The sequence below is a fragment of the Actinoplanes subtropicus genome (genome assembly GCF_000721705.1).
GTDB classification, from domain to species: Bacteria; Actinomycetota; Actinomycetes; order Mycobacteriales; family Micromonosporaceae; genus Actinoplanes; species Actinoplanes subtropicus.
On record NZ_JOJL01000041.1, the window covers coordinates 1 to 22,927 of the forward strand.

Consider the following 22,927-nt stretch of genomic DNA (forward strand, 5'->3'; position numbering starts at 1 on the left):
AGGAAGCGGCCGGAGCCCACCCGGGCCAACGTGTCGGTCACCGCATGTCCTCTCGGTCGGTGGTCGTGCGCACCATCCGACCATCAGTTCGGCACGTCAGGAGGGGATATGAATCTTTATCGCTTATATCGGGCCAAAGTTACCTAGGCTGGGGTGTCATATCGCCGTCCAACCGAGGAGCGTCACATGGCAGAAAAGTCCGGCTTCGCGTTCCGGAACCTGTCGGTCGCCTGGAAGCTGCGCTGCATGGCCGTCGTCACCTGCGTACTCCTGCTGGTCATGGGCGCTTTCGGGGTCTACCAGCTGAGCCAGGCACAGGATCGGCTGCAGGAGATGTACAAGACCAATCTCGAGGGCACCAAGGCGCTCGACAACACCGCCGTCTCGTTCCTCCAACTGCGTCTCGCGGTCCGCACGGTGGCCATGGCGCAGAACGCCGCGGACACCCAGACGGCCACCGGCCAGGTTCAGGACGCCTTCGGCACGCTGGACGACAACTGGAAGACGGTCATCGGGATAAACCTGTCCGGCGACGACCACGACCGGGACACCCTGACCCAGGCATTCAGCTCCTTTCGATCGATCGCGCAGAACAAGCTGCTGCCGGCCGCCAACGCCAGGAACTTCACCTCGTTCAACCAGATCATCAGCAGCCAGGTGAACCCGCTCTCGGACACCATCGACACGGCCATGGGCCGGCTGCTCGACGCGGAGCGCGCCTCCGCTCAGTCCTCGATCACGAACTCCACGGGGGCGTACGACACGGCACGAATCACGATGATCGTTCTGCTGCTGGCCGCGCTTATTTTCACGTTCGGCATGGTCGTGTTGATCACCCGGTCGATCGCCGGCCCGTTGCAGCGGACCGTGGTGGTGCTCTCCGGGCTCGCCGCCGGGCGTCTCGACCAGCGCCTCGAGGTCAGCGGCCGGGACGAGGTCGGTCAGATGGCGGTGGCGCTCAACGCCGCGATGGAACGCCTCTCCGAGACGGTCGGCACGGTGGTCGACTCGTCCGCGCAGATCAACAACGCGGCCGGCCAGATCAGCGGCGCGTCGCAGGCCCTGTCCCAGGCGGCGACCGAGCAGGCGTCCAGCGTCGAGGAGACCACCTCCAGCCTCGAGCAGATGACCGCGGGGATCTCGCAGAACAGCGAGAACGCCACCGCCACCGAGGAGTTCGCGGCCAAGGCCAAGTCCGAGGCGCTGGAGGGCGGCGAGGCGGTGCAGTTGACCGTCGACGCGATGAAGCAGATCACCAGCAAGATCGGCATCATCGACGACATCGCGTTCCAGACCAACATGCTGGCCCTCAACGCGACCATCGAGGCGGCCCGGGCCGGCGAGCACGGCAAGGGCTTCGCGGTCGTCGCCACCGAGGTGGGCAAGCTCGCCGAGCGCAGCCAGATCGCGGCCCAGGAGATCAGCGAGCTGGCCTCGGGCAGTGTGCAGACCGCGGAACGAGCCGGCGACCTGCTCAACATGATCATCCCGAGCATCATCCGGACCTCCGACCTGGTGCAGGAGATCGCGGCGGCCAGCTCCGAGCAGTCCACCGGCGTACACCAGGTCAGCATCGCGATGAGTCAGATCGGCAAGGTCACCGAGCAGACCGCCTCGTCCAGCGAGGAACTGGCGGCCACCGCCGAGGAGCTCTCCGCGCAGACCGCGCAGCTGCAGGCGATGATGGAGTTCTTCAACATCGGCAACGGCCGGTCATCCGGCCGCCGCTCCTACGGACACGCCGAACAGGCCGCGATGAGCGGGGCGGGCAGCTACCCGAGCCGCGGCGTGTCGATGGGCGCGCTCCAGGACACCTTCGGCCCCGAACTGGAGGCGAAATTCGACAGCTTCCGGTGAGCGCGGCTCAGATCCGCTGCTCGTGCAGGTCGCGGATCTCGTGCGCGGGGGCCCACGCCTGGTAGACGCCGAAGTCGAACTCCTCGAGCCCGAGCTGGCGGGCGACCGGGGCGCGGCCGCCGGTGTACTCCACCCGGAACCAGTTGTCCGCCTCGCCCAGCACCAGGAACGGCGCGCCGCGCCAGGTGCAGGTGGTCCGGACGTAGACCAGCTCGTCGTACTCCTCGGGGGTCAGCACCCGCACATAGCGGCCGGGCTTGACCTCCTCGAAACCGTCGGCCGGCTGGGTCGTGTAGATGCGCACGTCGTCCCCGTCGGGCACGGCGTCGAACTCACGCCCCTGCCAGGTCACCACGTAGCCGTCGCGAATCACTGCTCACCCACCCGGCGCCACTGCGGACCGTCGTTGTCGAAGATCGCGATCATGTGTTCGGAGCCGTCGGCGTCGATCCGCCACAGCTGCGCGCCGTGCGGCAGCCGGACGCTGTCCACCTTGAACTCGGCGATCACATCGCGGCCCTCGCCCGGGGCGAAGCCGTTGCCGCGGAACGGTGCCCGCTCGATCACCCAGCCGTCCATCGCCTTGAGCGCCTGCTCGTTCTGCCCGCCGTAGGGGATGCGGTACAGGCTGGGGCGGTAGGCCGGCCAGCGCAGCACGTACGCCTCCTTGGCGTCCGGCTGGTAGGTCGAGCCCGCGTAGGTGAGCCCCAGCGCGCCGAACAGCTCGGCCGGGGTGCGCAGGTGCTCCACCTCGGTGGCCCGGTGCACGAAACCGGCCACCCGGTCGTAGCCCCGCTCGAGGTAGAAGTCGACATGCTCGGGCGGCACGGTCTTCTGCATCACGGTGGCGTGCTGGGCGTCGTCGTTGGCCGGGGCGGGCGCGGGCACCGGGTGCACCGGCTCGTCGTGCTCGGCGTCGGCGCCGAGACCGGCCTCGGCGGCCCAGTTGGCCAGCGCGATGACCTGCGGGCCGGGGTACTTGGCGCCGATCGGGCCGCCCGGGTTGACGGCGAACGACCAGACCGGGTCGGGCCAGTTCCGGATCAGCTCGTAGAACCGGACGCTGACCGTACGGGTCGGCTCGGCATAGTGGTCGGCGAGCCGGTCCCGGCTGGTGAAGACGATCAGGTAGGTCTCGCCCTCCATCTCCTCGGTGCGGAACGCGAAGCCGGACTCGCCGGGCGCGCTGCCGGGCCGGGAGTGGTGCGCGACCGGTACCAGCACGCTGGCCAGCAGCAACGTGGAGAGGAACTGGTCGGTGTTGTGCCGGTCGGCGGCGTGGAACAGCTCGCGCTCGACGTCGTTGGCCGGGACGAACGGCTCGACCGGGGACTCCGCGGGCGGCGGCGGGCCGGCCGGGCGGGAGGGCGGCACGGGGGCCGCGCCACGCACCTCGAGCGGCGACGGCTGCTGCGGCTGGGCGCCGAGCCGGGCCGGGCGGTCGCTGCCGGGCGCGCCGGGGATGACCGGCGGCGCGAGGCCGGGGCGGGTCGCGGCGGGGCCGGCGGCCTGCGCCTCGGCGGTGGCGGCCCGCTCGGCCGGGGTCTTGAAGGCCGGGAACGAGGTCATCGGAGCCGGCTCGGACGCCGGGCCGGTCTGGCGACGGGGCAGCGGCGAGCCGAAACCGGGAGCGGGCTGGGCCGGCCCGGGCTGCGGCGCCCCGGGCCCGGGGTGCCGCTGGGCCAGACCCGGATACTGCGCGGCCAGGTCCGGATGTTGCTCGGCCACGCCGGGGTGCTGCTCGGCCATGCCGGGGCGCTGCTCGGCCATGCCGGGGCGCTGGGCCACGCCCGGGTGCTGGGCCAGACCTGGGTGCTGCGCGGCGGCCTGCGGCGAGGCCGGGCCCTGTGGGAAGCCGCCGCGAGCCGGGTCGTCGCCCGTTGGGGCGGCCTGGCGGCGGGGCAAGTCGGGCCGGGCCTGGGCGGACAACGGCGCATTCCAGCGCGGGTCCAGCGGCGGCTCGTCGACCGTCTGCCCGGCCAGGTGCTCGGGGACCGGCGGGGTGTTCGCCATCGGGGTGCGCACCGGCAGCGGGGCGCTCGGGTCCTGCAGCGGGCCGCGCGGGTCCTCGCCGGGCCCGAAGGTCGCCCAGCCGCCGGTGGTCGACTCGGGCGGCAAGGTGGGTGGGCGGTAGGCCGACGGAACCGACGCCGGCCCGGCGGGGGGCGGCCCGGCCTGGGCCGGCGTAGCAGAGGTCGGCACAGCAGAGGTAGGCACAGCAGAGGTAGGCACAGCAGAGGTAGGCAAAGCAGAGGCAGGCAAAGCAGAGGTCGGCGCAGCGGAGATCGGCGCGGCCGAGGCGGGCGCGCGGGACGGCAGGCCGCTCGGCATCACGCCGCCCGGGGAGCGGATGGGCAGCCCACCGGGGCCGATCTGCGGCTTTTCCGGCGGGGGAGCCAGCGGAGAAGAAGCCGACGCCTGAGCCTGCTCGGGCTTTTCGTCGGCGGCCGGGAGCTGCGGCATCCGAGTCGCGGCGGCGGCCTGCGCGTAGCCCGGCGGACCGGCCATCGGCCCCGACAACGAGGCCGGCGAGAGCGAGGCCGGCGACGACGACCCAGCCAGCGACGACCCGGCGGGCGACGACCCGAGGCGCGACGGCGCGGCGACCGGCGGCGCGCTGACCGGCTGCGGGTAGGCCGCGGAGGCCGCGGCCGGGACGGACATCGGGCGCGGCGGCACGCTGGCCGGCGGCGCACTGGCCGGCGGCGCGCTCATCGGCCGGGGGTGGCCCGAGACCGGCGCGGCGGCCGGCGGGCCGGTCACCGGCTGCGCGGCGGACGCCTCGTGCTGGGCAGCGGCCTCGTTCGCCGCGATCGCCGCGGAGTGCAGGTCTTGGATGCGGCCGGGGGTGGGCGACTTGTCGCGGCCCGGGCCTCGGGTGGGCAGCCGCAGGTCACCGCGGGAGAGCTGGGCGACGAACCAGGCCGGCAAATATCCCTCGATCGGGAGACCGGGGTTGACCGCCAGCCACCACTCGAGGTTGGGCCAGGTGTTGGCCAGCTCCGCGTACGGCACCCGGCGGGCCGAGCCGCTGTAGTCGGCGAGACAGGCCTGCAACGCCGCTGTGGACGTGAAGGCCAGCACGTGCGTACGCCCACCGGTGCTCCACGTGCCCCAGCCGAGCGGCGCGAGCCCCTGCAGGGCGTCGGCCGACACGGGCAGGAGCAGGTCGACACCGGCGAGGATGCGGAAGTACGACTCCTGGTCGTCCGTTCGCAACGCATCCCGCATCGCGACCTCGGCGTCCGTAGCCGGTTCCCACTCGGACACGTCCACCTCTCCCCACCACGCGACGAGGCCATCTCAACGCGTACAACCTACAAGGTCAGGCGGCGATGACAATGGGCGGCTTTCGGCTGACGGACAACTCGTGTCCTAGGTGCCACCGGGTTCATCACCGACGGCCCTATTTTGGTCGCTGGGCGCGATCAGTCAACAACCGATGGTAGCCGCTACGCCAAATCGGGCCAGTACGCGAACGGGGGACACCAGACGCGTAAGAACCGACTAAACGGAAACGGCCGGTTTCAGCCTCGACGGCTGTACCGACCGTTTCGCTCGCTGGACCGGCGCGCTCACTGGAAGCGCTGCGTCGCGTTCTTCTCCGTGGCGATGTAATCCTGCACCGACTGGTCGACGGCGCCCTTGATGTTCTGCAGGATCTGCGTGAGGTCCTGCGCCGAGGCGCGCCACTTGGCCTGGCGGGTGTAGTACGCCTGCTGCGCCTCGCCCTCCCAGGTATCCACTAGGTGTTTGGCCGCGTGCTCGGCGTCGTCGAGCTGGGTCTGCATGCTGCGCACGGCCGCCGCGATGTGCTCGCTCGCCTGCTGCAGAGAGCCGAAGTTGACGAGAAGCAGCCCGTCGTTAGCCATCTTTCGTTACCTCCTCGTCCGGATTCAGAGTGGCAGACTGAAGCCGCCGCCGCTGCTGGCGACCTTGCTGGCGGCGTCGGTGTCGGTGCTCGCGTACTGCCGGCCGGACACGCGGATGGACTCCGCGGTCTCGGACAGGACCTGGTTGAGGCTCTTGAGGTCGGCCGCGTACTGCTGCTTGACCTGCTCGAACGCCTGGGCGCCGAGGCCCTTCCAGGTGCTCTCGAGCATCGAGAGCTCGGACATCAGCTTCGTCAGCATGCCCTGCAGCTGGCTGTTGACCTCGTCGAACTTGTTGGCGGCAACCGCCATATCCGGAGATGAAGCTTGTGTGCTGGCCACCTCGGTCGTCACCCCGCTTTCTCGATCGTTTTCGCCGAAGCGCCGCGAGATCCCTTGTGGACGGGTCTATGGCGACCCTCGGCGATCGACGGAGGCCTTCACGTTAGCCCGTCCCGGCAAAGCGCGGGGGGCCGACCATGAGCGGCCACGACTGTGTTCTTCTGTCGCTGACGGTAGCGACCCGGGTCAATCCGCGGTACCCCGGGGTTGGCACCCTGTGGATAACGTGACTCCCCCTATCCGCGCGCGCCGCCCTTTACGATGAGCCCCGACGATCGCGGAGGCGAACGGAAGGCGGAATGCGGTGACGGTGGGCGTGGCCGGCGGGCGGGACTACCGCGAGCTCACCGGGGGTGCCGCCCGGCTACCGAAGGTCAACACCCGGCCGCTGCGCCGCGGGCGGCTGTTCGGCATCCGGGCGAGCCAGCTGGTCGGCACCCAGGTCGCCGCCGTCGCGCTGCTGATCGGCGCGGTCAACGGCCCGCTCGCGATGGGCGCGGCGGCCGTGCTCGCCCTTCTCGTGCTGCTGCTGACCTGGCTGCGGGTGCGCGGCCGGTGGGTCTTCGAGTGGATCGGCGTGGGCCTGCGCTTCGGCGGCCGGCGACACTCGGCGCTGCCCGGGGCGAGCGCCGGTGCGCTGCTCGAGTTCGTGGCGCCGGGCAGCCGGGTCGAGCAGGCCGACCTGGGCGGCGACCCGGCCGCCGTGATCGTCGACGGTCTCGGCCTCACCGCGGTCCTCGAGCTCGGCGACCCGGCCGGCCTGCTCGCCGAGGAGGCGGCGGCGCTGCCCTCACCGGCCTCGCTGCTGCCGCCGGGCGGCCCCGACCAGCCGCCGGTGCTGATCCAGCTGCTGTTCAGCGGCGCCCCGGCGCCCTCGATCCGGGCCGGGGCGGGCACCCCGGCGAACTCCTACCGGCAGCTGACCGAGGGGCGCCTGCTCGGGCACAGCCGGGCGATGCTCGCGGTCCGGGTGCTGCGCGCCGAGGGCTGGTCCGAGGAGGAGCTGTTGCGTACTCTGTCCGGCCTGGTCCGCAAGATGACCCGCCGGCTGTCCTGGGTGCCGGCCCGTACGCTCGGCGAGGCCGCGGCGGTCCGGGTCCTGGCCGAGCTCGCCCACGACGAGGGCGTCGGCGGCGCCCAGGAAGCGTGGGCCGTCCTGCGAGTCGGCGGCCTGGCTCAGACCACCTTCCGGATGGACCGCTGGCCGGATACGCGGATAGAGACGTCCCGCCGGCTGGTCCTCCGCATGCTCACCCTGCCGGCCGCGTCGACCACGGTGTCGCTGACCGCCGGCCCGCGGCCCGCCCACGGGCCCACCCCGATCGATTTCACCGTCCGGCTCGCCGCGCCCGAGCCGGTCTCGCTCGGTGTCGCCGCCCAGGCGCTGCGCAAGGTGGCCGCGGCCGAGCACGCGCACCTCCGCCGGCTCGACGGCGAGCAGTTGCCGGGCCTCGCCGCCACCCTCCCGCTGGCCGTCGTGCCCGACGCCGTGCCCGGCCTGCCGACCGAGGTGCAGCCGGCCGACCACTCGGAGGGCCTGCTGCTGGCGGTCGCCGCCTCGGGCCTGATGCTCGGCCGCAACCGGCACGGCAACCCGGTGGTGGCCCGGCTGTTCCGCCCCGAGCAGACCCGGATGCTGCTGGTCGGTGGGGTCCGCTGCGCCCAACTGGTCTCGCTGCGGGCGATGGCGCTCGGCGCCCGGGTGGTGGTGCAGACCGCCCGCCCGCAGGCCTGGGAGCCGTTCGTCCGGGGCGCGGCCGTGCCCGGCGAGTCGATCGCCGTGGTGCCGCCCGGCCGGGCCGTGGAGATCGCCCCCGGTTCGGCTCTGCACCCGCTGCTGATCGTGGTCGACGTGGGCCCGGTCGGCGCCGACAACCGGCCCGGCGCCGGGTGGCAGGCCACCCTGGTGGTGCGGGACGATTTCAGCCCGGCCGACATCGACGTGGCGTCCCGCGCCGACCTGCTGCTGGTCCAGCAGCTGCGCGGCGAGGAGGCGACGCTGCTGGGCGGCGCGCTGGGCCTCGGCGACGTGGCGCAGTGGATGACCCGGATTCGTCCCGACATGGTGGGCGTGGTAAACCGCCGGGCGGTGCGCTGGGCGGCGCTGGCCGAGACGCCGATCGAGAACCAGCTGATCGGCACACCGAGCCGCTGAGAAGCTATCGCCGACTGGCATGATCGTGACACCATCCGGTGCCATGGGAATTCTCATCCGGCTGGTGGTCAGCGCGGTCTCCCTGTGGATCTCGACCCTCGTGATCGACGGAATCCATCTGACCACCGACTCCGTCCCGAAAAAGATCGGGACCCTGCTGGCCGTCGCGGCCATCTTCGGCATCGTGAACGCGGTGCTCCGGCCGATCATCAAGGTGATCGGCTGCGGGCTCTACGTGCTCACCCTCGGCCTGATCTCGGTGGTGGTCAACGGTCTGCTGTTCCTGCTGACCAGTTGGATCGCCGGCCAGGCCAGCCTGCCCTTCCACGTCGACAACTTCTGGCCCAGCGCGGTGCTCGGTGCCCTGCTCGTCGGCGTCGTGAGCTGGCTGCTCAACATGCTGGTCCCGGATGGTGGGGACGACTGATACCCGGCTTTCCGGCCGCCCGCTCAATCCGATGCGGGCGGCCGTTGCCCGTTCGGGGCGTCGTGAGCTGAGCCATATGCAAGGGGTGTGCCGCGCCCACGCCCTTACGGTGGGGGCATGAGCGAGGAGCGGCGCGGATACCTTTACGGCCTGACGGCGTACGGGCTCTGGGGTTTCTTCCCGATCTATTTCAAACTGCTGCGGCCGGCCGGTCCCCTCGAGATCCTCGCCCACCGGGTGATCTGGTCGGTGGTCTTCGTCAGCCTGGTGCTCGCTGTGACCCGCAACTGGCGGTTCCTGGCCCGGGTGCTGCGCTCGCCCCGGCTGCTCGGCGGGATCACCGCCGCCGCCGTGCTGATCGCGATCAACTGGGGCACCTACATCTACGGCGTCAACTCGTCCCGGGTGGTCGAGACGGCGCTCGGCTACTTCATCACCCCACTGGTGCTGGTGCTGCTCGGCGTGACCGTGCAGCGCGAACGGCTGCGCGCCTGGCAGTGGGCGGCGGTCGGGGTCGGCGGCATCGCGGTGGTGGTGCTGACCGTGGACTACGGCCGGCTGCCGTACATCGCCCTGCTGCTGGCCGGCAGCTTCGGCACCTACAGCCTGGTCAAGAAGCGGCTCTCGCTGCCGCCGGCCGAGGGCCTGTTCGTCGAGTCGGCGGTGCTGGCCGTCCCGGCGCTGATCTACGTGGGCTGGCTGACCGCGAGCGGCGACGCCCAGTTCGGGCACGTCTCGGCGCTGCACACGACGCTGATGATTTTCGCCGGGGTGGCCACCGCCGTACCGCTGCTGCTCTTCGCCGCCGCGGCCAACCGGGTGCCGATGGTCGGCATCGGCATCCTGCAGTACGTGGCGCCGATCCTGCAGCTCGCCTGCGGGCTGCTCATCTTCCACGAGCCGATGCCGCCGGCCCGGCTCGCCGGGTTCGGCCTGGTCTGGATCGCACTGATCATCTTTACGGTGGACGCGCTGCGCCGGCGGACGACGCCCGGTCCGGCGGCCGCCACCGCCGAGCCGGTCGCCGCGGTACCGCCCCGCTGACCCGGAATCAAGGGGTCAGGGAACGTCATAGGCGAGCATCACCCGGTCGTCCGAGCGCACCAGCTCGATCCGGCTGATGACGCCGCGGCCGAAGTGGGTGAAGCCCTGCATCCGGAACACCGAGCCGGGCTTGGCATCCCACGAGCCGAACTCCTCCTGCTCCTCGCCGCGGCCGTAGGCGACCAGCCGGAACGTGGACTTCTCCGGCGCCGACGCGCTGTAGGTGCAGGTCAGCTCGGCCTTCGTACCGCCGCTGGTGCTGGTCAGCCGCAGCGTGGCGGAGACCGGCGAGGCGGCCTCGACGCGGGTCATGGCGACCGCCGGACCGCTCGGCGCCCCCGACGAGGTCATGTCCCGGGTCCAGGCCAGCACGCCGATGCCGACCAGGCCCACGAGGATGGCCACGGCGATGGAGCTCAGCACGCGTACGCCGAAAGCCTTTCGCCTTTTACCGCGCCCCGGCGGCGGCTGCGCCATGTCCCGCAGCGACGCCCCGGGGTGGTCCGCGGTCAGCGTCGGGTCGAGCAGCTTCGCGAACTCCTTGGCGTCCAGCCGGGAGAGCAGGTCGGGCAGCAGCGAAATGTCCCGGACCGCCTCACGGCAGAAGGAACAGGTCGCCAGGTGGCGCTCGTAGGCCGCACGCTCGGCCGGCGAGAGGGCACCCAGCACGTACGCCCCGTCATCATGCTCGTGCTCACAGTGCACCCCGTCACCACCCTCCGCTGACCGCTCGCGTGCACCCTGTCTTACGTGGCCAGGACGCGGGAGGTTCAACGGAGTCTTAGGCACCCTTGTCAAGCCGTGGCGGACTCCCCTGCGGAGAGCGCCTCGGCGACATTGCGGGCGGCCGCGGTCAGCTTGGCCCGCACCACCCGGGCCGAGGTGAGCATCTCGGCGGCCGGCAGCGAGCAGGCCAGCACCAGCCGGCGCTCGATGTCGCGGTCGGGCACCACCAGCACGGCGGCGCAGGCGCACCCCTGCCGGAACTGGCCCATCTCGATCTGCATGCCGCGGCGCTCGCCGGCCGCCAGGTCGGCCTCCAGCGCCTCCGGCGTGATCAGGGTGGCCGGGGTGAACTGCCGCATGCCGTAGTCGCGCAGGTAGCGCGCGCGCTGGTCCGGGGTGAGCGTGGCCAGCAGCGCCTTGCCGAGCGCGGTGGCGTGGCCGCCCTCGTCGAAGCCGGGGGCCATGTCGTCGACGAACGGCGAGCGGGCGCCCTCGGCCGAGGCGGTCACCGCTATCCGGCCGCCGACGAAGCGGCCGAGATAGTGGGTATAGCCGGTGTCCACGGCGGCGCGGCGCAGCGCCTCGCCGACGGCGGGCGGGCCACGGAAGGCCGAGACGAGCTCACGGTACCGATCGGCGATCTCCAGCCCGACGATGTACGTGCCGTCCTCACGACGGATCACGTAACCCTCGTAGGCCAGAGTCCGCACGAGATGGTACGTCGTCGCGACGGTCAACTCGCACCGTCGCGCGATCTGCTTCACGGTGAGTCCGCGCGGGGCCCGACCGACCGACTCGAGGACGCGCAACGCGCGTGACACGCTCCGAATCAGATCGGACGGCTCCGCCAGGGGGTCGCGCACAGCTACCTCCGACGCCAGGGACTTACACCATATGAATAATCTTCCCTCGGGGGAATGCCAAAAGCATGTGGATCACGATCGATTTGCACGACGCGTGTGGTCATTGGCACTCAACGCGCACGGATGCATTCTCTGCGCCTAGGCTTCCCACGATGGCCTCGCCGCTCCGCAACGCATCGACCAGTGTAAACATAAGCCGCCCCGCATGGGCCGCCACGGGTGCCCTCACCACGACGGTCGCGGTCGCCTTCCCGGTCTTCCTGGTCGGCGGGCTCGCCGTCCAGGTGAGCGACGACCTCGGCTTCTCCCCGGCCGGCCTCGGGCTCGCCGTCGCGGCCTACTTCGGGGCCAGCGCGCTCGCCTCGCTGCCGGCCGGCGCGCTGGTCGAGCGGTACGGCGCGGCGCGGATCTCCCGATCCGGCATCCTGCTCTCGGCGGCCTCGATGATCGGCATCGCGGTGGCGGCGAATGCACTGTGGAGCCTGGTCGCAATCCTCGCGCTCGGCGCGGGCGCCAACGCGATGGGCCAGCTGGCCAGCAACACCAGCCTGTCCCGGCAGGTGCCGGCCGGGCGGCAGGGCCTGTCGTTCGGCGTGAAGCAGGCCGCGATCCCGGTCAGCACGCTGCTGGCGGGCGCGGCGGTGCCGACGGTGGCACTGACCCTCGGCTGGCGGTGGGCGTTCGTCCTGGGCGGTCTGCTCGCCTCCGCGGCGCTGGCGTTTGTCCGGCCCGATCCGCCATTTACTACGAAAAAAGAGGATAAGGCCGGGCGGGCGACCGGTGCGCTGATCGTCATCGGCATCGCCGGAACGCTCGCCGCCGGGTCCGCCAACGCCCTCGGCACGTTCCTCGTCGACTCGGCGGTGGCCCGGGGCATCGCGCCGGGACCGGCCGGCCTCTCGCTCACCCTGGGCAGCGCGGTCTGCGTGACGGCCCGCATCCTCGGCGGCTGGCAGGCCGACCGGCGGCCGGGCCGGCAGGTCGGCGTGATCGCCGGATTGCTCGGCTTCGGCGCGGCCGGGCTGCTGCTGCTCGCCGTGCCGGGACCGGTTCCGCTGATCGCGGGGGTGGTGCTCGGCTTCGGCCTGGGCTGGTCGTGGCCGGGCCTGATGAACTTCGCCGTCGTGCGGCTGCACCCGCAGGCGCCGGCCGCCGCCACCTCGATCACGCAGGCCGGGGTCTATGCGGGCGGGTGCGTCGGGCCGCTGGGGCTCGGCGCGGTCGCCACCCTCTTCGGCTACCCGACCATATGGATCGTGGCGGCGGTCGCGATGGTGAGCGCCGCCGCGCTGATGCTGCTGGGCAGCCGGATGCTCAACTCGTACAGCCGGCTCAGCTCGTACGGTCGGCTATGAAGTCGCAGAGCGCTTCCATCGCGCGCTTGGCGTCACCCTCGGGCAGCGGCGCCAACTGGGCTCGCGCCTCCTCGGCATACGTCCGGACGGTCTCGCGCGCCCGCTTCATCGCGGCCGACTCGCGCAGCAGCGTGAGCGCCTCGGCGTGCAGCGCGTCGTTGGTGATCGGCCCGGTCGCCAGGATCTCGCGCAGCCGCACCGCGGAGGCATCGGTGTCGTCGCCGGCCAGCGCATAGAGGACCGGCAGGGTCGGCACGCCCTCGCGCAGGTCGGTGCCGGGCGTCTTGCCCGACTGGTCCGACTCGGAGGCGATGTCGAGCAGGTCGTCGGAGAGCTGGAAGGCGATGCCCATGGCCTCGCCGAAACCGGCCAGGGCCTCGACGAACTCGGCCGGCGCGCCGGAGAAGAGCCCGCCGAACCGCGCCGACGTGGCGATCAGCGAGCCGGTCTTTTCCGTGATGACATGCAGGTAGTGCTCGATCGGATCGGCGTCGCGCGGGCCCACCGTCTCGGCGATCTGCCCGTGCACCAGCCGCGCGAACGTGCGCGCCTGCAGGTGAACGGCCTCGGGCCCGAGCGAGGCGGCGATGTCGGCCGCGCGGGCGAACAGGTAGTCGCCCACCAGGATCGCCACCGAATTGCCCCAGCGGGAATTCGCGCTGGGCGCGCCCCGGCGCACGGTCGCCTCATCCATGACATCGTCGTGATACAGCGTCGCCAGGTGGGTCAGCTCCACCACATTCGCCGCCGCGATGATGTCGGTCGCGGCCGGATCGCCGAACTGGGCCCCGAGCGCCACCAGCAGCGGCCGGAACCGCTTGCCCCCGGCGTCGGCAAGATGCCGCGCGGCGTCGGCCACGAGCGGATCGGCGCTGGCCACATTCGCCCGAAGCGCCTCCTCGACGGCAGCCAGCGTCGCCGTGACCGATGCATCGACCACAGGATCGACATCAAGGCCAAGCGACGACAAGGTCAGGTCACCGGTGCTCACCACGCTTTCACGATGCCACATGGGTCCGACGCTTCCGGTCCCAGGGGTACCGGCAACAAGATCAAAATCAAATTCCCACCTACGTACGAGGAGAGCACCGGTCCCCGCCTTCGCTGCCCGGCCGAGTGGGTGGTCACGCTCCTCGCGCACGACCGGGCGGGCCCGGTGGTCCATCTCCCCCGGCGCGCCGATCAATTCCGGCCACGCCGATCAGGGCTCGACGATGCGGACTCCCGGCCAGCGCCGGGCCGGGTCGTGGCGGGCCAGCCTCGCCCGGGACTGCGGCACCGAGACCCGGCGCGGGTTGCGGCGCCAAATGCCGTCGAGGAGATCGTCCAGGCCGGTGGGCGCGCTCACCTCTACTTGCCGGTCGGGGGCGAGGCGCACGGCGACCGAGGTGGCAGTTTCCGGCCAGGTGGCGATGCCGTCGACGGCCGACGTCAGGGGCGCCACCGGCTCGGTCCGAAATGTCTCGTGATACCAGGTATGCACGGCCGCCTGGTTCGTCGCCTCCCACGGGACGTCGGCGCAGCTCGCCAGCAGAAGGTCGGTGGCGGCTCGATCGCGGCGCCGGCTCAGGTCGCCGGGATCGAAGAACGCCACGTCCACATCCCGGACCTGGCCAGGGCGGAAGCCGGACCCATAGCGCGCACCCCACACGAGATCGCGCAACGCGCCCGCCCCGACCCAGGCATCCGGCAGGCCGGAGTCGCGCACCGTGCCCAGCACGTCGACCAGCCAGCCGCACCCGACGACGATCTCAGCCAGCTCGGCTGACCGATCCGCGCTCATCGCGGCCATGCCCAGTCGGCACGGCGGGCCGCGGCCGGGGCCGCGTCACCCAGGGCGATCAGGACGGCTCGCAGGGCGTCGATCGCCGCCTGGGCCGTCTCCGGCGGGAGGTCACGGAGCGCGGCGGCCTGGGCGGCGCTGGCGGCTCGCACGGCGGCCTCGGCGCTCCGGACGCCGCGGTCGGACAGGCGAACCCAGGAGCTGCGGGCGTCGGACGGGTCGGGGTCGCGCTCGATCAGGTCGGCGGCCTCGAGGCGGCGGAGCACGTTGCTGATGCCGCCCGAGGTGAGGACCAGGCGCTGGGCCAGCACCGATGGCCGCAGCCGGTAGGGCTCGCCGATCGAGCGGAGGACCGCGAGCACGTCATACTCCGCCTTGGTCAGGCCGAGCCGGGACAGCTCGGCCTCGACCGGGACGGTCAGCACGGCGGACAGCCGTGCGGCCCTTTTGCTGAGCTCCAGCCCCACGCCGGTGACGCCCGGCAGCTCGGCCCGCCATGCCTCGGCGATCTCGTCGACCACGTCCCGCTCCATCCGAGCATCGTACTTGCGCCCGAAAAGCTTTTCAGATAGCTTTTCGAAAAGCTTTTAGGAGGGCGATATGGATCTGTCGATCAGAGGAGCACGACTCGTGTCCGGCGAGCCCGTCGACATCGGAGTCATGGCCGGTCTGATAGCCGAGATCACGCCGGCGTCCGCGCACCCACCCCCATTCCTCGATGCCGCCATCACGATCGACGGTGAAGGGCAGGCAGTGGCGCCCGGGCTGGTCGATGCGCACCTGCATGGCTGGCAGGCGTTGCTTCGCGGGGTCGGGCCCGACATGACGCTGACGGACTATCTCGATGCGGTTGTGGGGCGGGAGCTTTCCGGCCTCACGCCCGACACACTGCACTATGCGACCCTCGTCAGAGCGACGGAGGCGATCAGATCGGGTATAACCACCGTTTTCGACTGGAGTCACGCCGCCGTCGATCGTGAGTTCTCCGACGCTGTGCTCGAGGCCTACGAGAGCGTCGGCATTCGGGCGGTGGTGGCCTACTCAGGCGGTGATGAAGCGGGAGCGCGGCGGTTCGCGGAGCTCGACGGGCGGGTCACCGGGGCACTGACCAGTCTCGGGCCGGAGTATGGGAGCTGGGACGCAGCCGTGCGCGATATCCGTCTGGCTCTTGATCTTGATTTGCTCGTGTCGGTGCACGTCGGGGCCGGGGCCGACTCGCCGTTGTGGCGGCTGCGGGCGGCCGGGCTGCTCGGGCCGCATGTGCAGCTCGTGCACGCCAACCAGATCACCGCCGAGGGGGCCAAGATGCTGGCCGACGAGGGCGTGCACGTGGTGATCACGCCGGTGGTCGAGGCGACCATGGGGCACGGCGCATCCGCGTACGGTCGCTTGATCGACGGCGGTGTGCGGCCGGCGTTGGGCACGGATGTGGTGGTCAACGCGCCGGCCGATCTGTTCGAGCCGATGCGCGCGACGCTCCAGCAACACCGGCTCGGCACCGGCCAGATGACGCCGGCCGCCACCTTTCTCACCGCGGCCACCGAGGATGCCGCGCGGGCGATCGGCCTGGCCGGCGTGACCGGCACGCTGGCGGTCGGGCATCGGGCGGATCTGATCCTGCTCGACCACGTCGGCCACCAGCCCGATCCGGCCGGGGCCCTGGTGACCACCGGACGGCCGAGCGACGTGAACACCGTCATCGTGGACGGGCAGATCGTGAGGCAATCATTTTCGGACGCCTGAACGAAACGGGCCCCGGCTGGTGCCGGGGCCCGATCGGTACGCGGACGGCTAGCGGACGAAGTTCGCCGCGTTCTGGGTCAGGTCGATCAACGGGGCCGGCACGACACCCAGCACCAGCGTGGCGATCACGCCGATGGCCAGGGCCGCCGAGGTCAGGAAGCCGGGGATCGACACCGTCGGCGTCGACTCGCCGGGCTCGCTGAACCACAGCATGACGACCACCCGCAGGTACGGGAAGGCGATCAGCATGCTGGTGATCACGCCGAAGATGACCAGCCAGGTCTGCCCGCCCTCGACGGCCGCTCCGAAGACCGCGAACTTGCTGGTGAAGCCGCTGGTCAGCGGGATGCCGGCAAAGGCCAGCAGGATGAAGCTGAAGGTGGCGGCGAACAGCGGGCTCTTCTTGCCCAGGCCGGCCCAGCGGGACAGGTGGGTGGCCTCGCCGTCCGCGTCGCGCACCAGCGTGACGATGCCGAACGCGGCGAGCACTGAGAACCCGTACGCGACCAGGTAGAACATCGTGCTGCTCAGGCCCCGCTGGTTGAGCGCGAGGACGCCCACGAGGAGGTAGCCGGCGTTCGCGATCGAGGAGTAGGCGAGCAGCCGCTTCATGTCCGTCTGGGTCACCGCGAGGACCGCCCCGACGAACATGGTGAGGACCGCGATCACGCCGAGGACCGGCTGGAAGTCCCAGCGGACGCCCTCGAACGCCACGTACAGGATGCGCAGCAGTGCCCCGAACGCGGCGACCTTGGTGCAGGCCGCCATCAGCGCGGTGATCGGCGTCGGCGCGCCCTGGTAGACGTCCGGCGTCCACACGTGGAACGGCGCCAAGGCCGCCTTGAACAGCAGGCCGATCGCGAGCAGCGCCAGCCCGGCGTACAGCAGGATCTCGCTCTGCTTGGGGTCGGCGATCCCGGCGTGCACCGCGCTGAGCTGGATGCCGCCGGAGAAGCCGTAGATCAGCGCGATGCCGAACAGGAAGAACGCCGACGCGTACGAGCCGAGCAGGAAGTACTTCATCGCGGCCTCCTGGCTGAGCAGGCGCCGGCGACGGGCCAGCGCGCACAGCAGGTAGAGCGGCAGCGAGAACACCTCGAGCGCGACGAACATGGTCAGCAGGTCGTTCGCCGAGACGAACAGCAGCATGCCGCCCAGCGCGAACATCGTCAGCGGGTAGACCTCGGTGGCGCCGTCCCGGTCACCGGCCTGCTGCAGGTCCTTCTGCGAGCCGACGGTGATCGCCGCCTGGGCGACGAACGGGCCGCCCCGCTCGATCGACCGCTCGCCGATCAGCATCAGCGAGACCGCGCCGAGCACCAGGATGGCGCCCTGCAGGAACAGCGTGGGGCCGTCGACCGCGACCGCGCCGCCGATGGTGGTCTTGTGCTTGCCGTGCTCGACGATCACCACGACGAACGCCGCCACGATCGCCAGGAACGACAGCCCGAGCTGGACGCCGTGCCGGGACCGGCGCGGAAGGATCGCCTCGACGATGACGCCGAGGCACGCGACGCCGAAGAGGATCAGCATCGGCGCCAGAGCGGCGTAGTCGATGGCGGGAAGTTTGACAGTTCCCATGGCTAGCGCACGCCTCCATTGGCGGTGACCGCCGTCGGGCCTGGATCTTTGGTGCCGACGTCCTGCATGGTCGCCTGGACCGCCGGGTTGATCACATCGGTCACCGGCTTCGGGTAGAAGCCGAGCAGGATGAGCAGGAGGATCAGCGGCGCGACCACGGCCTTCTCCCGCAGGGTCATGTCCTTGCGCATGGCCGGCACCTCCTCGAGCGCCGGGTTCAGCGTGCCCTGCGTGGTGCGCTGCACCATCCAGAGGACGTACGCCGCGGCGAGGATGATGCCGGCGGTCGCGACCACCGCGTACGCCTTGTGCGCCGTGAACGTGCCGATCAGCACCAGGAACTCGCTGATGAACGGCGCCGTGCCGGGCAGGGCCAGCGAGGCGAGACCGGCGAAGAACAGCACGCCGGCCAGCACCGGGGTCAGCTTGCCGGCGCCGCCGAAGTCGCTGACCAGGTTCGAGTTGCGCCGGGCCACGTACATGCCGACCACGATGAACAGCAGGCCGGTGGCCAGACCGTGGTTGACCATGTAGAGCACCGCGCCGGTGCCGGCCTGGGTGGTGAAGGCGAAGATGCCGATGCCGATGAAGCCGAAGTGCGCGATCGACGTGTACGAGACGAGCCGCTTGAGGTCGTTCTGTCCGACCGCCAGCAGCGCCGCGTAGATGATGCCGATCACCGCCAGGACCAGCGCGGCGGGCGCGAACCAGCGGGACGCCTCCGGGAACAGCGGGAGGCAGTAGCGCAGGATGCCGAAGGTGCCGACCTTGTCCATCACACCGACCAGCAGTGCGGCCGCGCCCGCCGGGGCGGCGCCACCGGCGTCCGGCAGCCAGGTGTGGAACGGGAAGAACGGTGCCTTGATCGCGAAGGCCACGAAGAACCCGAGGAAGAGCCAGCGGGCGGTGTTCGGGTCGATCGAGTGGGCCGCCTGGGCCAGCTTGTCGAAGTCGAAGGTGTGCCCGCCGACCACCCACAGGCCGATCACCGCGGCCAGCATGAACAGGCCGCCGACCAGGCTGTAGAGGAAGAACTTGACCGCCGCGTATTGCCGGCGGGCGCCGCCGAACGACCCGATGATGAAGTACATCGGGATCAGCATGACCTCGAAGAACACGTAGAACAGGAAGATGTCGGCGGCCGCGAAGACGCCGATCATCGTGAACTCGAAGGCCAGCAGCAGCGAGAAGTAGACCGGCGCGGAGCGCTGCTCCTGGTCGACGTCGTTCCACGAGGCCAGGATCACGATCGGCATCAGCACCGCGATCAGCATCAGCATGACCAGCGCGATGCCGTCGGCCTGGAAGGTGAATCGGGCGTCCCAGGACGGGATCCAGGCGTACGACTCGTGGAACTGCCACCGATCGCCGCCGACCTTGAAGGCGACCCACATGACGATGCTGAGCGCCAGCACCGCCAGCGACCAGATCAGTGCGACCTGCTTGGCCAGCTTGGCGCTGCGCCTCGGGATCACCGCGACCACGATCGCGCCGACCAGCGGCAGCAGGGTCAGGATTCCCAGGAAGGGGAAGTCAGCGGACATTATTCGGCCTCCCGCTTATTGATGAGTCGCCGAGTAAGTCCACTTCCGGACCGAATAATGTCCGTCACGCCAACCACCCCAGCTGGATCGCGAGGAAGGCGCCGACCACGAGCAGGGCGCCGGTGAGCATGGAGAGGGCGTACGACCGGACGAAGCCGGTTTGTAGCCTGCGTAGTCGGCCGGAACTGCCGCCGATCCCGGCCGCGATGCCGTTGACCAGGCCGTCGATGCCCCGGTTGTCGAGGTAGACCAGCGCCCGGGTCAGGTAGATGCCGGGGCGCTCGAACACCGCCTCGTTGAACGCGTCGGTGTAGAGGTTGCGCCGGGCCGCGGTGACCACCACGCCGGCCGGCTGCTCCTGCAGCGCGGTGCCGCGGCGGAACAGTGCCCAGGCGACCAGCGCGCCGCCGACGCTGAAGATCAGGGTGAGCGCGCTGATCAGGTACTTGTTCATGACCGGCTCGCCCTCGCCGCGGCCGGTGACCGGCTCCAGCCAGTCCGGGATGCTGGTGCTCAGCAGGTAACCGGCGACGATCGAGCCGAGGGCCAGCAGCATCAGCGGCACGGTCATGATGAACGGCGACTCGTGCGGGTGCTTGTTGTCGTCGGTGTAGCGCTCCGGCCCGTGGAAGGTGAGCACGAAGAGCCGGGTCATGTAGAACGCCGTCAGGCCGGCGCCGACCAGCGCCGCCGTGCCGTACAGCCAGGAGGTCCAGTCCCCGCGGGAGTAGGCCGCCTCGATGATCGGGTCCTTCGAGAAGAAGCCGGACAGCGGCGGGATGCCGATGATCGCGAGCCAGCCCATCATGAAGGTGAGCCAGGTCCACCTCATGTACTTGCGGAGGCCACCGAACCGCCGGATGTCGACCTGGTCGTGCATGCCGTGCATGACCGAGCCGGCCCCGAGGAACATGTTCGCCTTGAAGAAGCCGTGCGCGAGCAGGTGGATGATTGCCAGCGCGTACGCCCCGCCGCCGAGCCCGACGCCGAGGAACATGTAGCCGATCTGGCTGACCGTCGACCAGGCCAGGACCCGCTTGATGTCGTCCTTCGCGGCGCCGATGATGCAGCCCATCAGCAGGGTGAGCGCGCCGACGCTGACCACGATGATCTGCAGCGTGCTGTTCGCCGAGAAGATGTGGTTGGAGCGGGCGATCAGGTAGACGCCCGCGGTCACCATGGTCGCGGCGTGGATGAGGGCGGAGACCGGGGTCGGGCCCTCCATCGCGTCCGGCAACCAGGCCTGCAGCGGGAACTGGCCGGACTTACCGGCCGCGCCGAGCAGCAGCAGGATGCCCATGATCAGGACGGTCGCCGAGGAGAGCTTGCCGACCCCGTTGAAGACATCCGCGTACTGGGTGCTGCCGAGCGTCGCGAACATCAGGAAGATGCCGATGGCCAGGCCGGCGTCGCCGACCCGGTTCATCAGGAACGCCTTCTTGCCGGCGGTGGCCGCCGACGGGCGGGTGTACCAGAAGGAGATCAGCAGGTACGAGGCGAGACCCACGCCCTCCCAGCCGAAGTACAGCATCACGTAGTTGTTGCCGAGGACCAGCAGCAACATCGCCGCGACGAAGAGGTTGAAGTAGCCGAAGAACTTGCGGCGTCCCGGGTCGTGCTCCATGTAGCCGACCGCGTACAGGTGGATCAACGAGCCGACGCCCGTGATCAGCAGGACGAAGACGCCGGACAGCGGGTCGAAGAGCATGCCGAAGTCGACATGCAGCCCACCGACGGTGATGAAGTCCCACATGCTCAGCTCGGCCGAGCGCTTGCCGGCGTCGAGCCCGGCGAGACTGATGAAGAAGACCAGCCCGAGCACGAAGGGGACCGCCACCGCGAGGACGCCGAGCCAGTGTCCCCACTTGTCGGCCCGCTTGCCGAGGAGCAGCAGGACCGCGGCGCTGGCGAGCGGAATGGCCACCAACAGCCAGATTCCGCTCAGCGCCCCCGTCGCGTGGGCATACTCCACTGTCTGTTCCACGTGAAGGCCCCTTTAGTACTTCAGAAGGTTGGCGTCGTCGACGCTCGCCGAGCGTCGAGTACGGAAGATCGACATGATGATGGCGAGGCCGACCACGACCTCGGCCGCCGCGACGACCATCACGAAGAACGAGATGATCTGGCCGTCCAAGCCGCCGTTGATCCGGCTGAAGGTGACCAGCGCCAGGTTCGCGGCGTTGAGCATGAGCTCGATGCACATGAACAGCACGATCGCGTTGCGGCGGATGAGCACCCCGGCGGCGCCGATGGTGAACAGGATCGCCGCGAGGATGAGGTAATAGTCGACAGTCACTTCTCGGTTCCCTTCGGGGCTGCCTCGGAAGCGCTGAGCTCACGGACGGGCAGGATCGGGGAGATGCTTCGCTCGGAACCGTTGCCGTCCGGCAGCCGGGCCGGCGCGGCCACCGACATGGTGTTCGCGTAGACGCCGGGGCCCGGCTTCGGGCCGGGGTAGCTGCCCGGGCGGAAGCGCCGGGTCATCCGGGTGAGCTGGTCGGCGATGTCGCCCTTGGCCCGCTCGAGGTGCGCCAGCACCATCGCACCGACCGCCGCCGTGATCAGCAGGGCCGAGGTGACTTCGAAGGCGAAGACGTAGCGGGTGAACAGCAGGGCGGCCAGGCCCTGCACGTTGCCGCCGAACGCCCCGTTGGCCTGGGTCAGGCCGGCCGCCGGGGTGTGGTTGAGCGCCCGGGCCAGGCCGGTGCCGACCAGGATCGCGAAGCCGACGCCGAGGACGATCGCCGCGATCCGCTGGCCGCGTAGCGTCTCGATCAACGAGTCGGAGGCGTCCCGGCCGACCAGCATCAGCACGAACAGGAACAGCATCATGATCGCGCCGGTGTAGACGATGATCTGCACGGCCCCGAGGAACGGCGCCGAGTTGACCACGTACAGGAAGCCCAGGCAGAGCATGGTCAGCACGAGCCAGAGCGCCGAGTGCACCGCGTTGCGGGCGAGCACCATGCCGAGCGCGCCGATCACCGCGATCGTGCCGAGGATCCAGAAGGCCCACGCCTCGCCGGTCGATACGTGCGTCATCGGACCGTCTCCTTCGCAACCTCACCGGTGCCGTCGGCGGCATCGTTGGTCGCCCACGGCGCGCGCTCGGCGCCGGCCGAGGTGCCCGGGTTGGTGAGCGCGCCGACGTAGTAGTCCTTGTCGGTGTCGCCCAGGCGCATCGGGTGCGGCGGCTGCTCCATGCCCGGCAGCAGCGGCGCCAGCAGTTCCTTCTTCGTGAAGATCAGGTCCTGCCGGCTGTCCCGGGCCAGCTCGTACTCGTTGCTCATGGTGAGCGAACGGGTCGGGCAGGCCTCGATGCACAGGCCGCAGAAGATGCAGCGCGCGTAGTTGATCTGGTAGATCTTCGCGTACCGCTCACCGGGCGAGAACCGCTGCTCGTCGGTGTTGTCGCCGCCCTCGACGTAGATCGCGTCGGCCGGGCAGGCCCAGGCGCACAGCTCGCAGCCGATGCACTTCTCCAGGCCGTCCGGGTGCCGGTTAAGAATGTGCCGGCCGTGGTACCGCGGCGCCGGCGTCGGCGGGGAGAACGGGTAGTCGGTGGTGATGACCTTGCGGAACATGTGCGCGAAGGTCACCCCGAAGCCCTTGAACGAGCCGGTGAACGTCCCCAC

Annotated in this window: 21 protein-coding genes; 6 read left to right on the forward strand and 15 right to left on the reverse strand. The window is 70.5% G+C overall.

Annotated features, from left to right (window positions below):
* The first annotated feature begins 186 nt into the window (after positions 1–186).
* Positions 187–1,857 carry a methyl-accepting chemotaxis protein gene (locus IH26_RS54710; RefSeq protein WP_051809556.1) on the forward strand — a complete coding sequence of 557 codons (1,671 nt, stop codon included), beginning with the start codon at positions 187–189 and terminating at the stop codon, positions 1,855–1,857.
* Between the two features lie 7 nt (positions 1,858–1,864).
* Here the strand turns inward: IH26_RS54710 and IH26_RS0142965 are convergent, their stop codons facing one another.
* The 4 genes from IH26_RS0142965 to IH26_RS0142980 form a co-directional block, all read right to left on the reverse strand.
* Positions 1,865–2,230, reverse strand: coding sequence for a hypothetical protein (locus IH26_RS0142965; protein WP_030442063.1), 366 nt, complete (start codon positions 2,228–2,230; stop codon positions 1,865–1,867).
* On the reverse strand, positions 2,227–5,127 hold the full coding sequence (locus tag IH26_RS63520; RefSeq protein ID WP_245665940.1) for an SseB family protein: 2,901 nt from the start codon (positions 5,125–5,127) through the stop codon (positions 2,227–2,229). Before IH26_RS63520 ends, IH26_RS0142965 begins: the two co-directional genes overlap by 4 nt.
* A gap of 305 nt (positions 5,128–5,432) precedes the next feature.
* Positions 5,433–5,729, reverse strand: a complete 297-nt coding sequence (locus tag IH26_RS0142975; RefSeq protein WP_030442065.1) for a WXG100 family type VII secretion target — start codon at positions 5,727–5,729, stop codon at positions 5,433–5,435.
* A 24-nt stretch (positions 5,730–5,753) separates the two neighbouring features.
* The gene (locus tag IH26_RS0142980) at positions 5,754–6,083 is read right to left on the reverse strand and encodes a WXG100 family type VII secretion target (RefSeq protein ID WP_342668353.1); all 330 of its coding nucleotides are present in this window, start codon (positions 6,081–6,083) and stop codon (positions 5,754–5,756) included.
* 292 nt (positions 6,084–6,375) lie between these two features.
* On the opposite strand from IH26_RS0142980, the gene eccE reads away from it, so the two are divergent.
* From eccE to rarD, 3 genes are all read left to right on the forward strand, one after another.
* Entirely contained in the window at positions 6,376–8,226 is a 1,851-nt protein-coding gene (gene eccE / locus IH26_RS0142985; RefSeq protein ID WP_030442067.1) for a type VII secretion protein EccE, read from the forward strand.
* Between the two features lie 43 nt (positions 8,227–8,269).
* Positions 8,270–8,653: a phage holin family protein gene (locus tag IH26_RS0142990; protein ID WP_030442068.1), complete on the forward strand. Its 384-nt coding sequence runs from the start codon at positions 8,270–8,272 to the stop codon at positions 8,651–8,653.
* 117 nt (positions 8,654–8,770) lie between these two features.
* The gene (gene rarD, locus IH26_RS0142995) at positions 8,771–9,697 is read left to right on the forward strand and encodes an EamA family transporter RarD (protein WP_034217211.1); all 927 of its coding nucleotides are present in this window, start codon (positions 8,771–8,773) and stop codon (positions 9,695–9,697) included.
* 15 nt (positions 9,698–9,712) lie between these two features.
* Here rarD and IH26_RS0143000 read toward each other — a convergent pair whose 3' ends face one another.
* Together IH26_RS0143000 and IH26_RS0143005 are read right to left on the reverse strand one after the other, a co-directional pair.
* Positions 9,713–10,402: a zf-HC2 domain-containing protein gene (locus tag IH26_RS0143000; RefSeq protein ID WP_030442070.1), complete on the reverse strand. Its 690-nt coding sequence runs from the start codon at positions 10,400–10,402 to the stop codon at positions 9,713–9,715.
* A gap of 89 nt (positions 10,403–10,491) precedes the next feature.
* Entirely contained in the window at positions 10,492–11,286 is a 795-nt protein-coding gene (locus IH26_RS0143005; RefSeq protein ID WP_030442071.1) for an IclR family transcriptional regulator, read from the reverse strand.
* Between the two features lie 152 nt (positions 11,287–11,438).
* On the opposite strand from IH26_RS0143005, the gene IH26_RS0143010 reads away from it, so the two are divergent.
* Positions 11,439–12,641, forward strand: coding sequence for an MFS transporter (locus IH26_RS0143010; protein WP_034217212.1), 1,203 nt, complete (start codon positions 11,439–11,441; stop codon positions 12,639–12,641).
* Here the strand turns inward: IH26_RS0143010 and IH26_RS0143015 are convergent.
* The 3 genes from IH26_RS0143015 to IH26_RS0143025 form a co-directional block, all read right to left on the reverse strand.
* Complete coding sequence (locus tag IH26_RS0143015) at positions 12,619–13,653, reverse strand: polyprenyl synthetase family protein (protein ID WP_034217213.1); 1,035 nt, start codon at positions 13,651–13,653, stop codon at positions 12,619–12,621. The genes IH26_RS0143010 and IH26_RS0143015 overlap by 23 nt on opposite strands.
* A 189-nt stretch (positions 13,654–13,842) precedes the next feature.
* Positions 13,843–14,424, reverse strand: coding sequence for a nucleotidyltransferase family protein (locus IH26_RS0143020; RefSeq protein ID WP_030442074.1), 582 nt, complete (start codon positions 14,422–14,424; stop codon positions 13,843–13,845).
* Positions 14,421–14,957, reverse strand: a complete 537-nt coding sequence (locus IH26_RS0143025; protein ID WP_030442075.1) for a MarR family winged helix-turn-helix transcriptional regulator — start codon at positions 14,955–14,957, stop codon at positions 14,421–14,423. The genes IH26_RS0143020 and IH26_RS0143025 overlap by 4 nt, the downstream gene beginning before the upstream one ends.
* A gap of 67 nt (positions 14,958–15,024) precedes the next feature.
* Here IH26_RS0143025 and IH26_RS0143030 point away from each other — a divergent pair, with 67 nt between their 5' ends.
* Entirely contained in the window at positions 15,025–16,167 is a 1,143-nt protein-coding gene (locus IH26_RS0143030; RefSeq protein ID WP_084599616.1) for an amidohydrolase family protein, read from the forward strand.
* Positions 16,168–16,215: 48 nt separating this feature from the next.
* Here IH26_RS0143030 and nuoN read toward each other — a convergent pair whose 3' ends face one another.
* The 6 genes from nuoN to nuoI all read right to left on the reverse strand — a co-directional run bounded on the left by nuoN (position 16,216) and on the right by nuoI (position 22,927).
* The gene (gene nuoN, locus IH26_RS0143035) at positions 16,216–17,748 is read right to left on the reverse strand and encodes an NADH-quinone oxidoreductase subunit NuoN (protein WP_030442077.1); all 1,533 of its coding nucleotides are present in this window, start codon (positions 17,746–17,748) and stop codon (positions 16,216–16,218) included.
* 2 nt (positions 17,749–17,750) lie between these two features.
* Positions 17,751–19,292 carry an NADH-quinone oxidoreductase subunit M gene (locus IH26_RS0143040; protein ID WP_030442078.1) on the reverse strand — a complete coding sequence of 514 codons (1,542 nt, stop codon included), beginning with the start codon at positions 19,290–19,292 and terminating at the stop codon, positions 17,751–17,753.
* A 64-nt stretch (positions 19,293–19,356) separates the two neighbouring features.
* Positions 19,357–21,276 (reverse strand): NADH-quinone oxidoreductase subunit L, encoded by a 1,920-nt coding sequence (nuoL, locus tag IH26_RS0143045; RefSeq protein WP_030442079.1) that lies wholly within the window; start codon positions 21,274–21,276, stop codon positions 19,357–19,359.
* Between the two features lie 12 nt (positions 21,277–21,288).
* Positions 21,289–21,588, reverse strand: coding sequence for an NADH-quinone oxidoreductase subunit NuoK (gene nuoK / locus IH26_RS0143050; RefSeq protein ID WP_030442080.1), 300 nt, complete (start codon positions 21,586–21,588; stop codon positions 21,289–21,291).
* Positions 21,585–22,334 (reverse strand): NADH-quinone oxidoreductase subunit J, encoded by a 750-nt coding sequence (locus tag IH26_RS0143055; protein ID WP_030442081.1) that lies wholly within the window; start codon positions 22,332–22,334, stop codon positions 21,585–21,587. Before IH26_RS0143055 ends, nuoK begins: the two co-directional genes overlap by 4 nt.
* Positions 22,331–22,927, reverse strand: coding sequence for an NADH-quinone oxidoreductase subunit NuoI (gene nuoI, locus IH26_RS0143060; RefSeq protein WP_030442082.1), 597 nt, complete (start codon positions 22,925–22,927; stop codon positions 22,331–22,333). Before nuoI ends, IH26_RS0143055 begins: the two co-directional genes overlap by 4 nt.

Bases quoted from the DNA above. Each gene is read 5' to 3' on its own strand.
- IH26_RS54710 (WP_051809556.1), top strand. From the start codon at position 187: ATGGCAGAAAAGTCCGGCTTCGCGTTCCGGAACCTGTCGGTCGCCTGG.
- IH26_RS0142975 (WP_030442065.1), bottom strand. From the start codon at position 5,729: ATGGCTAACGACGGGCTGCTTCTCGTCAACTTCGGCTCTCTGCAGCAG.
- IH26_RS0142990 (WP_030442068.1), top strand. From the start codon at position 8,270: ATGGGAATTCTCATCCGGCTGGTGGTCAGCGCGGTCTCCCTGTGGATC.
- rarD (WP_034217211.1), top strand. From the start codon at position 8,771: ATGAGCGAGGAGCGGCGCGGATACCTTTACGGCCTGACGGCGTACGGG.
- IH26_RS0143010 (WP_034217212.1), top strand. From the start codon at position 11,439: ATGGCCTCGCCGCTCCGCAACGCATCGACCAGTGTAAACATAAGCCGC.
- IH26_RS0143015 (WP_034217213.1), bottom strand. From the start codon at position 13,653: ATGTGGCATCGTGAAAGCGTGGTGAGCACCGGTGACCTGACCTTGTCG.
- IH26_RS0143020 (WP_030442074.1), bottom strand. From the start codon at position 14,424: ATGAGCGCGGATCGGTCAGCCGAGCTGGCTGAGATCGTCGTCGGGTGC.
- IH26_RS0143025 (WP_030442075.1), bottom strand. From the start codon at position 14,957: ATGGAGCGGGACGTGGTCGACGAGATCGCCGAGGCATGGCGGGCCGAG.
- IH26_RS0143030 (WP_084599616.1), top strand. From the start codon at position 15,025: ATGGATCTGTCGATCAGAGGAGCACGACTCGTGTCCGGCGAGCCCGTC.
- nuoN (WP_030442077.1), bottom strand. From the start codon at position 17,748: ATGGGAACTGTCAAACTTCCCGCCATCGACTACGCCGCTCTGGCGCCG.
- IH26_RS0143040 (WP_030442078.1), bottom strand. From the start codon at position 19,292: ATGTCCGCTGACTTCCCCTTCCTGGGAATCCTGACCCTGCTGCCGCTG.
- IH26_RS0143055 (WP_030442081.1), bottom strand. From the start codon at position 22,334: ATGACGCACGTATCGACCGGCGAGGCGTGGGCCTTCTGGATCCTCGGC.